The 14,109-nt window shown below is 31.5% G+C and carries 10 protein-coding genes; 6 read left to right on the forward strand and 4 right to left on the reverse strand.

Annotated elements, in window-relative coordinates:
* Positions 1-225: 225 nt before the first annotated feature.
* The gene (locus tag HMPREF2897_RS09755) at positions 226-834 is read left to right on the forward strand and encodes a C39 family peptidase (protein WP_002447176.1); all 609 of its coding nucleotides are present in this window, start codon (positions 226-228) and stop codon (positions 832-834) included.
* A gap of 62 nt (positions 835-896) precedes the next feature.
* Here the strand turns inward: HMPREF2897_RS09755 and HMPREF2897_RS09760 are convergent, their stop codons facing one another.
* Positions 897-1,706: a metallophosphoesterase gene (locus HMPREF2897_RS09760; RefSeq protein WP_070593078.1), complete on the reverse strand. Its 810-nt coding sequence runs from the start codon at positions 1,704-1,706 to the stop codon at positions 897-899.
* Positions 1,707-2,022: 316 nt separating this feature from the next.
* Here HMPREF2897_RS09760 and HMPREF2897_RS09765 point away from each other — a divergent pair, with 316 nt between their 5' ends.
* Positions 2,023-3,399, forward strand: a complete 1,377-nt coding sequence (locus tag HMPREF2897_RS09765; RefSeq protein WP_002458150.1) for an amino acid permease — start codon at positions 2,023-2,025, stop codon at positions 3,397-3,399.
* 148 nt (positions 3,400-3,547) lie between these two features.
* Here the strand turns inward: HMPREF2897_RS09765 and HMPREF2897_RS09770 are convergent, their stop codons facing one another.
* Entirely contained in the window at positions 3,548-5,377 is a 1,830-nt protein-coding gene (locus HMPREF2897_RS09770; RefSeq protein ID WP_002447173.1) for an APC family permease, read from the reverse strand.
* 285 nt (positions 5,378-5,662) lie between these two features.
* Here HMPREF2897_RS09770 and HMPREF2897_RS09775 point away from each other — a divergent pair, with 285 nt between their 5' ends.
* Both HMPREF2897_RS09775 and yidC read left to right on the forward strand, forming a co-directional pair.
* Entirely contained in the window at positions 5,663-7,198 is a 1,536-nt protein-coding gene (locus HMPREF2897_RS09775; RefSeq protein WP_070593080.1) for a serine hydrolase domain-containing protein, read from the forward strand.
* 140 nt (positions 7,199-7,338) lie between these two features.
* Positions 7,339-8,175 carry a membrane protein insertase YidC gene (gene yidC, locus HMPREF2897_RS09780; RefSeq protein WP_002475833.1) on the forward strand — a complete coding sequence of 279 codons (837 nt, stop codon included), beginning with the start codon at positions 7,339-7,341 and terminating at the stop codon, positions 8,173-8,175.
* Between the two features lie 123 nt (positions 8,176-8,298).
* Here yidC and HMPREF2897_RS09785 read toward each other — a convergent pair whose 3' ends face one another.
* Together HMPREF2897_RS09785 and HMPREF2897_RS09790 are read right to left on the reverse strand one after the other, a co-directional pair.
* Complete coding sequence (locus HMPREF2897_RS09785) at positions 8,299-9,231, reverse strand: 2-dehydropantoate 2-reductase (RefSeq protein ID WP_070593082.1); 933 nt, start codon at positions 9,229-9,231, stop codon at positions 8,299-8,301.
* 418 nt (positions 9,232-9,649) lie between these two features.
* Positions 9,650-11,050: an MFS transporter gene (locus tag HMPREF2897_RS09790; protein ID WP_070593084.1), complete on the reverse strand. Its 1,401-nt coding sequence runs from the start codon at positions 11,048-11,050 to the stop codon at positions 9,650-9,652.
* Between the two features lie 421 nt (positions 11,051-11,471).
* Between HMPREF2897_RS09790 and HMPREF2897_RS09795 the strand changes: the two genes are divergently transcribed.
* On the forward strand, positions 11,472-13,247 hold the full coding sequence (locus tag HMPREF2897_RS09795; protein ID WP_002495949.1) for a sensor histidine kinase: 1,776 nt from the start codon (positions 11,472-11,474) through the stop codon (positions 13,245-13,247).
* Positions 13,228-13,986, forward strand: coding sequence for a response regulator transcription factor LytR (locus HMPREF2897_RS09800; RefSeq protein WP_002447167.1), 759 nt, complete (start codon positions 13,228-13,230; stop codon positions 13,984-13,986). The genes HMPREF2897_RS09795 and HMPREF2897_RS09800 overlap by 20 nt, the downstream gene beginning before the upstream one ends.
* Positions 13,987-14,109 lie beyond the last annotated feature (123 nt).

Below are 14,109 nucleotides of genomic sequence, written 5' to 3' on the forward strand. Positions count from 1 at the left end.
CCATAGACTTGTAATTCTAAATTTACGTTTAGTAGTGTTTTAATGAACGTTCCTATTTTTATTTCAATTTTCATTCACTTGACAATTTTAATACTAATTCATCCCTTTCTACTCTGAATATCTGATGAAAACGCTCATTTCAAGTTTGTCTAAATCAATTTTGTATACTAAATAAATCGCACGTTATATAATATGTTTTATCAAAGTTATTAGAGGATACATTTTATGAAGATAATTTTACCAGTAAAGCCTATAAGTCAGCTATTCCCTATCCCTTTTGTTATGGGGTGTGAGGGAGTATCCGCAGCGATGCTATTACAATTTAATCATTACGATATTAAAGCAACACAAATAATGAGTCACTGGCCTAAACATCCGACCAATCCCTATAAAGGCTATGTTGGTCATCCTTTGTTAGTTAAATTTGGTCATCATCAAACAATATTTCCTGATGCTTTTGCGCCATTTCTTAAACAATATGATTCTCGAATTGTAGATGGTACAGGTACATCATTAAATCAACTTGAAAAATTTATCGACAAAGGTCAGCCGGTCATCATTTATCATACTAGTTTAGGTTCTAAACCGCTTCGACGTGTATTTCATTTCGACAATCAACCAACAAAACTAGTCTCAAATATTCACGTCACTTTATTAATAGGGTACGATGATGACTATTATTATTATATTGATCCGTTATGGAGTCGTTTAACAAAATTTGTTATTTTCCCATCTATTATTCCTAACTCTAAACAAATCATCAAAATTAAAAAACGCACTTTGGAAAATAGTTATAATGCACCAGGAAGAAAATGCATATATATCGATAATTAATAATAAAGTCTCTAGAGACTGTTTAATTTCAGTTTCTAGAGGCTTTATTAAATAAGTTGATACTAAATATCAAAATCGACTAAAGCATGATTTATTTCATATGTTATATCGTCTGTCATCCATTGTCTTTGATATCCTAAGCACGGACATATATATATTATGTTGTTTTCAACAAGTTTTTTTCTAAAATGAACATGCCCCATTACACTAAATCGAATAGGATAATTTTTATAAATAGTATCAAAATCATGAGTACCAATAAATGCATTAAAAAAGTCAAAAATACGATGAGGCGTTGGTACTACGAATTGAGGATGTGTTACAACGTGCGTAACTAGTATAATTTGACGTGGACTTACATTGTTAATGTCTTTTTCAACCTCTTGAGCAGCTAAGAGGGATAGTTGCGGGTCTGATAATGACCAATCTGTTCTTACTTTATCTTGCCAAGTTGCACCATAATGTTTACCACTTGCTATTTTTTGCTGAGAAAAACGATTATCTGCATAGCTATAATCATACCAACCGACATGGCCTACAATTGCATATTGATCATTAATAATGATTGGATTGCCTATTAAGCATTCCTTTTTTAAACGAAAGAATGATAGTATTTCTGTTGAAGTTTTATCTACTTGGTCAGACCACAAATCATGGTTCCCAGGAACAAAATAAGTAGGTATACCACTTATTTCTTGAATGCTTTGAATAAATTTGTAACTTATCCGATAGTCATTAGATATATCCCCTGCTATGATAAGTAACTCAATAGACCTTTGTTTAATCACCTGACAAAGCTTTTCTAAATATATTTCAGGATTTAAGTGTGGATGACGGTCAATGTGTAGGTCAGAAATAGTACCTATTTTCATCTTCTCAATCCTCATTTTTCTTTATAATAACTTACATTATTACATAGAGATAAATGAAAGTTAATTCATGTGATTAATTATCATTATACTTGCTATTTGTAAAATAATGTCTATAATTAAGCATAATTTTTAATATAAACTTTTCTTTCATTGTATTTCATAATTTTTTATTACAAGGTTATAACTATTAATTTAAGATACCATATTAATACATATATCCACTTATATTTCTGAAAATTCTTGCTTTTTCAAAATATGTTGGATAAGATAAACTTAAGTAAACGCTTTCATATATGTATCCTTAAGGAGGAAGTTGATGGCAAAACAGCTACAAAGAGAATTGAATAATAGGCATATTCAATTAATTGCTATTGGTGGTGCTATAGGAACTGGTTTATTTTTAGGTTCAGGACAGACAATTTCTCTAACCGGACCTTCATTACTCTTTACTTACATGTTGATAGGTATAGTGTTATTTGCTTTTATGAGAGCTCTTGGTGAATTATTATTAAGTAACTCTAAATTTAATTCATTCGTAGATATTGCAAATGAATACCTTGGTCCGTTTGGTGGATTTGTAATTGGGTGGACCTATTGGGTTTGTTGGATTGTCTCTAGCATGTCGGATCTCACTGCGATGGGACAATATTTTGCTTATTGGTACCCACAAGTCCCACACTGGTTGACAGTGCTATTTATTGTACTCATACTTATATCGTTTAATTTGCTTGGTGCCAGATTATTTGGAGAACTTGAATTTTGGTTTTCTATAATTAAAGTCGTTACAATTATTACGATGGTTATTGTAGGTTTAGTTCTGATTTTTTTATCATTTAAAACAGAATATGGACATGCTTCTTTTGGTAATTTAATACATCATGGCGGTATGTTTCCACATGGCGTAGCTGGATTTTTAATGTCCTTCCAAATTGCTGTATATTCATTTATAGGTATAGAACTTATAGGCGTCACAGCTGGTGAAACCAAAAATCCAGAAAAAACAATTCCTAAAGCAATAAATAACGTTCCAATACGAATTTTATTATTTTATATAGGTGGTTTACTTGTAATCATGTCTGTCATTCCATGGTTTAAAGTTGATCCTGATAGTAGTCCGTTTGTTAAATTATTCACACTAATTGGTGTGCCCTTTGCTGCAGGCATAGTTAATTTTGTTGTTTTAACTGCAGCAGCATCTGCAACGAACAGCGGAATATATTCTAATAGTCGAATTTTATTTGGTTTAGCGAAACAAGGTTTAGGTCCTAAAGCATTAACAAAAACTAATTCTAATGGTGTGCCTTATCTCTCAATGTTTGTATCTTCAATAACATTGTTAATCGCCGCTTTATTAAATTTTGTTTTCCCAGATGCTATTAAATTATTTATTTATGTAACGACATTATCTACTGTTCTATTCCTTGTAGTATGGGGAATGATTATCGTCTCTTACATCGCATACGTAAAGAAGAATCCCGAACGACATCGATCAAGTGCATTTAAATTATGGGGTGGAAAGATTATTGCCTATATTGTGTTATCTTTTTTCTTATTCATCTTTATTCTACTATTCTTTAGCAAAGATACTAGAGTAGCAATTTTTATTTCACCGTTATGGTTTATCTTCTTATTCTTTTATTATAAGAAATACAAGAGCAATGCTGAATCTTTAGCCGAAAGACAGCAACATTAAAGTAAAATGTGATTAAACTTAATTATAACCTATGACTTTACAATATTAATCATCAAGATTTGCAAAATATATATTATCTAAAAGCGAATATACTCCATTATAATAAGGACCAAAATTTCACTTTAATCAAGTGTATTTGGTCCTTTTTTTATTTCATTAATTTGAATGGAATAGTACACAAAGTAACGTTTTTTTGATAAATTAAATGCAATTTTAAACGTAAACTCGTTTGATTGTGCAACAAGTGCTGCCAAGCCTTTTTAGGGATAAATTCTGGAACGACTACTGTAATTAAATAATTTTTATCATTCGCTTTTTTACGAATTTTATCTATAAATCGTGAAATCGGACGAATAATACTTCTATACTCTGAATGTAAAATCACAAGTCTTACATCAGGAAAATGTTTTTTCCACTTAGTCATAAAAGCTTGCTCATCCTCATCACCAAATGTCACATGTACTGCAATAACATCATCATTAGCTAATAATTTAGCATAATAAATAGATTTATCAACTACAGTTGTAATACTTTGAATTGGTACAATCGCTAAATTGCGATCTACAACAGGAATGTCGTGTATATCAATTTCAGATCGTAATTCACATGCTATATTCTCATAATGTACATGAATTCTAATAAAAATAAATACAACAAAAGGTAAAAATAAAAGAATTGGCCATACTTGATTCAGTTTGGTAATAAGTAAAATCATGAATACGATAAACGTAATCGTACCACCAATTAAATTGATAGTAAGCTTTATTCCCCATCGTTCAGGGCGTTCTCGAAGCCACTTTAAAACCATACCAAACTGAGCAAGCGTAAATGGAATAAAAACACCTACTGCATATAATGGAATGAGGTTCTCTGTCATTCCTTCAAATAGAATAATTAAAATGATGGCTAATACACCTAATATAATAATCGAGTTTGAATAACCGAGACGATCACCACGAACAGTAAACATACGTGGCATATATTTGTCCTTAGACATTGATGCAGCAAGCATAGGAAATGCTGTAAAACCTGTATTAGCAGCCAATACCAAAATCATAACTGTAGTAGCTTGTATAAAATAAAACGCTACATTTTCACCAAATATTTGGGACGCAAGTTGTGATAGTACGGTCGTTTCAGTTTGAGGCATAATTCCATATATATATGAGAGTACAACAATACCTACTAGTAACACTGCTAAAATTGTACCCATAGTGACTAAAGTTTTGACTGCATTCTTAGGTGCTGGATTTTTAAAATTTGTTACTGCATTGGATATTGCCTCTACACCTGTAAGTGATGATGCTCCAGATGAGAATGCTTTTAAAAGTAAAAATAACGTAACACCTGGCACAGTACTCCCTACAGTGGAATGGATATGTGGTGCAATTTGTCCAGTAGCTACGCGAAATGTTCCAACGACTATCAAAACAATTAAACCTATAATAAATAAGTAGACTGGATATGATAATACAGTTGCTGATTCAGTCAAACCTCTTAAATTCATCATTAAAATAAAGAGTACTAATAAGCATGCAATAAGCACTTTAAAATGATATAAGTGAGGAAATGCGGCAACAAAAGCATCTGCTCCTGAAGAAATACTCACTGCCACCGTTAATATATAGTCGACTAATAAAGACCCTCCAGCTAACAATCCCCATTTCTCACCAAGATTTGTTTTAGAAACAATATACGCTCCCCCACCTTTTGGATAAGCATAAATAATTTGTCTATAAGATAAAATTAAAGCTGTTAATAATATTAGAACTGCTCCAGCAATAGGCAACGTATACCAAGATGCTACAGCTCCTATCACCGATAATGTAATTAATATCTGTTCAGGACCATATGCAACTGATGACAACGCATCGGATGATAGGATAGCTAATCCTTTAAATTTTGAAATTTTCTCATTTTTTAAGTCTCTGTTTCTTTTAGGTCTACCAATCAAAAGTCTTTTAAATTGGATGAACATGACTCCTACCTCTTTAACTCATTTTGATGGATAAAACTATACTCCCATAAAACAAAATTGTATAGCTACTTCACATATCTTTAATCATTACATTTACTCTATTAGCGTTTTATTACACTTTAAAATTTATTGTTTTTCACTAAGAAGACTACTTGATTAAGATATAGCTAACCCAATATCTATTCGTTATCTGTAACTTTATACACCAAAACTGTTATAATAAATTCACTTATTGTTGCCATAACGCAGGCAATAAATTTTTAAATTTAAAGTAGAGGATGCTTAATGAAGATAAAACTGTTTGTCATTGTTGTCATTTTTTTGATGACCATTTTATCTATAATTTCAATTACAACACGAGAAATTACACATAGTAAGAATGAGACGATATTGACACATGCTTCTCAAAAACATATTGATAAAATGGTTGAGACAGCAATGAAGAAAGGAGATATCCCCGGACTAGCAATATTAATCATCAAAGACAATAAAATCTTTTTAAATAAAGGATATGGTTATGCCAATATTGAAAAAAAAGCAAAGGTAAACCCACATACTCAATTTGAAATTGCATCCAATACTAAAGCTTTTACAGGTTATGCAATTCTACAATTAGTTCAAGAAGGAAAAATAAATTTAAATGACAAAGTAAGTACATTTATACCTGGATTTAAAATGAAGTATGAAGACAAAAAAATTGATATTACTATTGAACAGCTATTAGCTCAAACTAGTGGTATACCTGGAGATATCACTGAAGAAAATCGTTATTCTAAACAGTACGATAGTATTGAAAATATCGTTAATTTTGCAAAAGGAAAACTTCTGAACCATGCACCTGGAGAAACTTTTGAATATTCGAATATGAATTATGATATTTTAGGTCTTATTATTCAAAATGTTACCCATCAATCCTATACATCATACATCCAAAAGCATGTTTTAGCCCCTTTAAAAATGAAACATACCACTTTTAAAGTAAATAATACGAAAGCTAATAACGAAGCATTAGGTTACATATGGGAAGATAATGAAAATAAAGTTGCACAACCAGAGTTTAACATCGGTGATACGCCTGCAGCATATATGATGTCAAGTACAAGTGATTTAGCAAAGTGGGTCCAACTACAGATCCACCCTACTTCAAAATCACAAGTCCAGTTAATTCGTCAATCGCATCAGGTATTATCTAACTCATTAAATAGTGAGCTTAACGCAGATAGCTACGGTTCAGGATGGTTTATAAATACTGATGACCATCTCGTATTACATACCGGCGTTTTAGATAATTTCTCGTCACAAATTTTATTAAATATTCGTAAATCTTATGGCATTGTCGTATTAGCGAATACAAATTCAAGTCAAGTGACTCGTCTAGCGGAACATTTAAATACTCAAATTATGAATAATCGTCATTACACAACCATAGAAGAAAAAGTGAACCAAACGAAAAATATGCAACTTATCATTTCCACACTGGCCGATATATTCATGGTCATATTTAGTATCTTAGTTTTTAGTAAAATCTTAAAATTACGTGATGGTCACATCTTCATCCGTAAATGTTTACGAACTTCAATCATGTTCAGCATCATTTTGTTGGGATTTGTAGCAATAAATATTCTTTTTTACCTACTTCCTTTGATAATATTAGGAGATGCAACTTGGGGGTTTGTTTTATCATGGTTACCTTTACATTCGAAATATTTAATTGTAAGTGTATATCTAGCCATAACCATGTTACTAATTTGGTTATCTTTATTAAGTATAACTTACCATTCTGATGAAAATAAAAAACATAAAACAACACCTAAGCATTAAAAAGCCACATTTAAGACATGCGATACACACCTAAGAATGACTTTGTTATTTTTAAATCATGCAATATTATACTATTTTGATGAACTTGAACATCATTTATCATAAAATTAATATAATTATTAACAAAAGGAAGTATCACTATGCATAAACGACTTTTCATCACTTTATTAGGTTTTATCATTTTACTAGCTGGATGCGATTATTCTAAAGAAGAGAACCAAACTGGTATATTTTATAACGTTTTTGTAAAATCTATGGATGAATTTCTTCATTTTCTTGGCAGAGTTTTTCAGGATAACTATGGCTTTGCTATTATTTCTATTGTACTCATAGTTCGTTTCATCCTATTACCTTTCATGTTAATACAAGTTAAGAATATGCATATGATGCGCGAAAAAACAAAAGTCGTCCAACCAGAATTGGATGCTATAAGAGATAAAATGAAACACGCAACATCACAAGAAGAACGCAATGCAGCCAATCAATTGCTTTTGAAAAAGTATCAATCGTATGGGATTAATCCATTAAAAAATATGTTAGGGTGTCTGCCTGTTCTTATACAAATGCCTATATTAATGGGGCTTTATATGAGTTTGAAGTACCCTTCGAGTCACGGAATTACTGAATACCCACACTTCTTATGGTTTGATTTAACGCAACCTGATTTGATTATGACAATAATCGCAGCAATCATGTATTTTGTTCAACCACTTGTAAACTCAATCCATTATCCAAAAGATCAAAGAAAAACTTATTATTTTATGATGGTATTTTCACCGATATTCATAACATATGCATCTCTACATTCTGCTGCAGCTTTGGGCTTATATTGGAGTATAAGCGCTGCTTTTCTAATTGTGCAAATGCATTTTGCCCACTCTCACTATAAGAAAGTGGCACTACATGAAGCTAAAAAACTCAAACAAAAATTAGAGCATCATAAAGACAATAGTGAGTTATTAACTGAAGAGTCATAAAAAAGCACGCTATAAACAATCTTGTAAAAATTGTTTATAGCGTGCTTTTCGTTCTCCACTATTAAATATGCCATGTTAATAATTTAAAAAGAGCTTGTAACTCAAACGATCCATATTGTTTTATCATTGTGCACCACGTTGATTTTCTTTAGCATGTACAAGATTTGTTACAAAATCATTTACAGGTGTAGCAATATGATTCTCTTTCCCTAATTTACTAACTGCTCCATTAATATAATCTATTTCAGTTGTTCGATTATCTTTAATTAAGTCTTGGTACATAGAAGGATAGTGTGGGCCTACTTTATCATTTAAAGCAATTAAGTAATCAAAAATCTCATCAACATTAAGATGAACATCATCAACTGTTGCAACATGAACAATTTCTTGTGTAATTTTATAGATCAAATTTTTAGCGTCATCACTATTATTCAGTGCTGCCAAATTACATTCAAGTATAGTACATAAAGAATTAGCTGTTCCATTAACACATATTTTTTTCCAAATTGATTGATGTAAATGTTCACTTTTCACACCTTTTAATTCTGCATTTTTTAGCAGATTAAGAATAATATCTACGCTTTCTTTTCCCTCGGGCACGAGACACCCAATTTCAACAGGACCTTGCCCCATTAAGTGCGTGTGACCAGGTTGATCAATACCGGCAGTCCAAGTTGTTACTCCACGTACAATTCTATCTATAGAAACATATTGTTGTATAAGACGTTCATGTTTCAAACCATTCATAGTGCACACAACAATAGTATTATCATGAAGATGGGGTTGAATATGACTAAGCACCTCTTCTAATTGCATAGATTTAGGAAATAGAAAAACAATATCATAGGACGTTGCTTTAGGAATTTCCGTTAGTCTATACATAGGTAGCCTGAAATGATGCGCTTCACCATTAATATCTATATGTAGACCGTCCTGTTGTATTGTAGTAACTTGAGGTTCCCAATTATCAATTAAAGTGACGTCATAACCATGTTGAAACAACTTAGCACCAAATCCACTACCTAATGCGCCAGAACCTGCAATTGCTATTTTCATATATTCCATCTCCTTACAATTCTATATTGTTTTTAAAATACTACTTTACTACATACCAGTCAATATAATACGGTTAATTTGTAAGAATTTTCTGTTAATTACGAATAAGTATTATCCTCTCAAACGTACATTGCTCACTCAACATTTTATTAGCACAGTAAATCGTTTCTTTGTTAATTTATTATTCAATTTCAGTTGCGTTTTTAAAATATGAGTAGAAATAGTTTCATATTGACTGGATTATCTCTTTTCTCTTTAACAAGAATTAGAATTTATAGACTTCTTCATACCTTTATTTTTACTGAGTTCTCGATGTCAATATATCAAAATGTCTGAGACACCAGTGATGTCCCAGACACAAATTCATATTTTTCCATTTCAATATTAAAGATGAATTTAAAAGTTGATGACTATATTCTTATACATTAGATTGTTTTTTCGGTATTAAGAACAAAATAGATAGGAATGCTAATAATGCTATAAGCGCATTAAACATTACTCCAGTAAAACCACCTAAAGTCAGATTCAGTTGGGCCGCAAGTACGCTGTAAACTGTACTTGAGATGGCCACACCAAATGCATTTCCTAAGGATGATGCCATCTTATATACACCGGATGCGACGCCTACTTTATCATCTGGTGCTTGTGCAACAGCTGTATCCGTGGATGGTGTTGCATAAATACCTAAACCGGTACCAAATAATAAATAACCAATGACACTTGACGCTATATACCAAGCATTAGGTAAAAACGTCAAAGATAATAATATTAATCCTATGACGGTCAACGCACTTCCGAGTAACAATGGTCTTTTAGGTCCTAGCGATTGTAATATCATTTCACCCACACGTATCATAATTAATACTGCAATTAGGTATGTAAGTGAAATATATCCAGTTTCCTGAGAGTTAAAATCTAATTTTTGCTGATAAAAAGTATTTACTACAATCAATGTACCACCAGCTACACCATTCAACATAAAGTTTGAAATCGTTGCACCTGTATAACCTTTGTTTTTAAAGATATCAAAATCGACAAGTGGTTGTTTGATTTTATTTTCGTAAATCACGAATATAATTAACGATATAACAAAAATTGCAATAAGTCCCAAAATAAATGGTGAGAACAAACCAAATTGAGAGGTTTGAGTTATTATCACATTAATACTTAACATGCTGACCACTAAGATGATTAAACCAACAACATCAAATTTCTTTGTCTCTGTCGGTTGATCTCCTATAGGCTCTGCTTTTGTTTCGGGTGTATGTTTAATGAGAAACATGGATAATATTGTCAGAATAATTGAAACAATAAAGATTGAGCGCCATCCAAGGTTAGTTGCCATTAAACCACCAAACAAAGTACAAACACCACTACCTCCCCATGAACCGATAGACCAGTAGCTTAATGCACGTTGTCGTGCTGTCCCGATATAATATTCATTAATGATTGCGAGTGTCGCTGGCATTATACACGCCGCTGACAATCCTTGAATAGCCCGTCCAATAATCAATAAACTTGGTAATGGCGTAATAATGATTAAAACTGACCCAACAATATTAAGTGCTAAGCCTATGTATGTCATTTTTACTCTACCAATTTTATCTGCAATATCTCCTGCACCTACAATAAACAAACCAGAAAATAGTGCCGATAAGCTAACTGCTATATTAATGGTGCCAATATCACTATTGTATGATGATTGTAATGGCACAACTAGATTTACAAGTGATTGTGCAAATAACCAAAATGTAATAACCCCTAAAATAATCCCTAATAATAAGCGATTATCTCCCCTAAACTTTTGTGATGTATTCATCTATCACTTACTCCTTCACAATTAATTAGAAATCTCTAATAAGACTTATTTAATTACAATATCCATTTCTTATTTTACAAATCTTTTATTTGTTTTCCTCTAATATCATTTTTACATTAAGAAACTTTATCATATTTAGAACAACTTTTTAACTAAAATAAATATATGACTAAATCATTTATCATGTTAATATTCATTCATCCTAGATATGTTTCTTTTTTAATTTCTTGTAATTTTTAGAAAATTTGTAAATATAGAAACATATTCTACACTATCTAGTTTCAATTTTCCATACTATAATTGATTTAATCGTGTTTTCATATAAACTATAAATATATGAAACAAGCCAATGTAAGTGCTTTTATTTTTAAAAAAATATATTTCTTTTTATGATATTTAAAATTAAATGAGGATTGACGTTATGCTTAATTTATTTATTTTATTACTTGAACGCGTGGGATTAATTATTTTACTCGCATATATACTCATGAATATTAATCATTTTAAAACAATGATGAGCGAACGTGACAAATGGCGTTCAAAATTCCAACTAATCATTATTTTTGGTATATTCTCTATGATTTCTAATTTTACAGGAATTGAAATAGAAAATGGCCATATCGTATCTGGTGATATTTATTACCACTTAAGCAAAGACGCCTCAATGGCCAATACACGTGTATTAACTATTGGTGTTTCTGGTCTAATAGGTGGACCGTGGGTAGCTATAATTGTAGGGATTATTTCAGGATTATGTCGTTTATATATTGGCGGGGCTGACGCATATACCTATCTCATTTCATCCATAGTTATCGCTATCATATCTGGTTACTTCGGTCATCAAACAATAAAACAAAATACATATCCGTCCATTAAAAAAGGTGCTATTATCGGTGCAATAACTGAAATTATTCAAATGAGCTGTATATTATTATTTACAAATAACTTACATCACGCAATTACATTAGTCAGTTTTATAGCACTACCGATGATTATCATTAATAGTTTGGGTACAGCCATATTTTTAACCATCATTTTGTCGACCATCAAGCAAGAAGAACAAATGCGTGCAGTCCAAACGCATGATGTATTACAACTCGCTAATGAAACACTACCTTACTTTCGATCTGGACTTAATGAAAAATCAGCCCAACAAGCTGCTGAAATTATTTTAAAATTAATGCAAGTGTCGGCGGTAGCTATTACAAATAAAAAAGATATTTTAACACATATTGGTGCAGGCAGTGACCATCACGTAGCACGTAAAGAGATTATTACAGATTTATCTAAAGAAGTGATTCAATCAGGAAAATTAAAAGTCGCTCATACGAGAGAAGGAATTGGATGTCACCATCCTAATTGCCCTCTTGAAGGAGCCATTGTCGTCCCTCTTTATATACATAACGAAATCGCAGGGACTTTAAAATTTTACTTCACTGATAACAATATTATTTCAACTTCAGACCAACAACTCGCAAAAGGCCTCGCTAATATATTTTCTTCACAGCTAGAACTAGGCCAAGCTGAAATGCAGGGACAATTGTTGAAAGACGCTGAAATTAAATCATTACAAGCACAAGTCAATCCACATTTCTTTTTTAATGCTATTAACACTATATCAGCACTAGTACGAATTGATAGTGAAAAAGCACGACGTTTACTGATTCAACTCAGTCAGTTCTTCCGCTCTAATCTTAATGGTGCACGTAATAATACAATTACTTTACAAAAGGAATTACAACAAGTAGCAGCATATTTATCCTTAGAGCAAGCACGTTATCCAAATAGATTTAACATACATTATCGAATTGATGATCAGTGTCAAGATGCGCTTATCCCACCTTTTATAATTCAAATATTAGTGGAAAATTCTATTAAACATGCATTTAAAAATCGTAAAGTGAATAATCATATTGATGTGAATGTTAGCATGAAACAAGACTACTTAAGTATATCTGTTCAAGATAATGGGCAAGGCATACCAGCTGATCAATTAGATATCATTGGATATACGACAGTGACGTCTACCACTGGTACTGGTAATGCCTTAGTCAATCTTAATAAAAGACTTACTGGACTATTTGGAACAACATCGGCACTGAACATTCAATCTTCTCAATCAGGCACGACTGTAAGTTGTTTAATTCCGTACAAATCTTCTAAGGAGGAACACTTTAATGAAAGCGTTAATCGTTGATGATGAGCCACTTGCAAGAAATGAATTACAATATCTTTTAAATCTTAATGATGCTATAGATGAAATTGAAGAAGCAGAAAACATAGAAGAAACATTGGAGAAGTTACTCTACAACACATTTGACTTAATATTCTTAGATATAAATTTAATGGATGAAAGTGGTATTGATTTAGCTCAAAAAATTAATAAAATGAAGCAATCACCACATATTATCTTTGCAACCGCTCACGAGAAATTCGCAGTCAAAGCTTTTGAATTAAATGCAACCGATTATATACTAAAACCTTTTGAAAAAGATCGTATTAATCAAGCTGTAAATAAAGTTGGCATGGCTAAAGATAAATCAAAAAACAAAGATAAAACTATCACACCTAAATATATTGATTATAGTGATGATGAGCACGCTCAAACACATGTACTACCAATTGAAGTGGATGAACGTATTCACATCTTAAATTTCACAGACATTATCGCATTATCTGTTAATAATGGGATTACTACGATAGATACAACAAAACAAAGTTATGAAACGACCGAAACACTTAATCATTACGAGAAAAAACTACCTTCCTCACTATTTATTAAAATACATCGCGCTACTATCGTTAATAAAGAACATATCCAAACAATAGAACATTGGTTTAATTATACATATCAGCTGACGTTAACCCATGAATTTAAATATCAAGTTAGTCGTTCTTATATGAAGACTTTTAAACAACAACTCGGTCTTCAATAAAATTTAAATCATGCTTTATGAATTTCACCTTTAAAATGGTGCACCTCACCCTAAAATATTTGTAAGTGAGCTATGAAACTACATATAGTAAACGCTTTCATTCTATAATATAACCATGAAGAA

Origin of the sequence: Staphylococcus sp. HMSC065D05 (assembly GCF_001813195.1) — a bacterium.
In the GTDB taxonomy this organism is placed as follows: Bacteria; Bacillota; Bacilli; order Staphylococcales; family Staphylococcaceae; genus Staphylococcus; species Staphylococcus epidermidis.

Coding starts and splice junctions, on each gene's coding strand:
- HMPREF2897_RS09770 (WP_002447173.1), bottom strand. CDS start 5,377: ATGTTCATCCAATTTAAAAGACTTTTGATTGGTAGACCTAAAAGAAAC.
- HMPREF2897_RS09790 (WP_070593084.1), bottom strand. CDS start 11,050: ATGAATACATCACAAAAGTTTAGGGGAGATAATCGCTTATTATTAGGG.
- HMPREF2897_RS09785 (WP_070593082.1), bottom strand. CDS start 9,231: ATGAAAATAGCAATTGCAGGTTCTGGCGCATTAGGTAGTGGATTTGGT.
- HMPREF2897_RS09765 (WP_002458150.1), top strand. CDS start 2,023: ATGGCAAAACAGCTACAAAGAGAATTGAATAATAGGCATATTCAATTA.
- yidC (WP_002475833.1), top strand. CDS start 7,339: ATGCATAAACGACTTTTCATCACTTTATTAGGTTTTATCATTTTACTA.
- HMPREF2897_RS09755 (WP_002447176.1), top strand. CDS start 226: ATGAAGATAATTTTACCAGTAAAGCCTATAAGTCAGCTATTCCCTATC.
- HMPREF2897_RS09800 (WP_002447167.1), top strand. CDS start 13,228: ATGAAAGCGTTAATCGTTGATGATGAGCCACTTGCAAGAAATGAATTA.
- HMPREF2897_RS09760 (WP_070593078.1), bottom strand. CDS start 1,706: ATGAAAATAGGTACTATTTCTGACCTACACATTGACCGTCATCCACAC.
- HMPREF2897_RS09775 (WP_070593080.1), top strand. CDS start 5,663: ATGAAGATAAAACTGTTTGTCATTGTTGTCATTTTTTTGATGACCATT.
- HMPREF2897_RS09795 (WP_002495949.1), top strand. CDS start 11,472: ATGCTTAATTTATTTATTTTATTACTTGAACGCGTGGGATTAATTATT.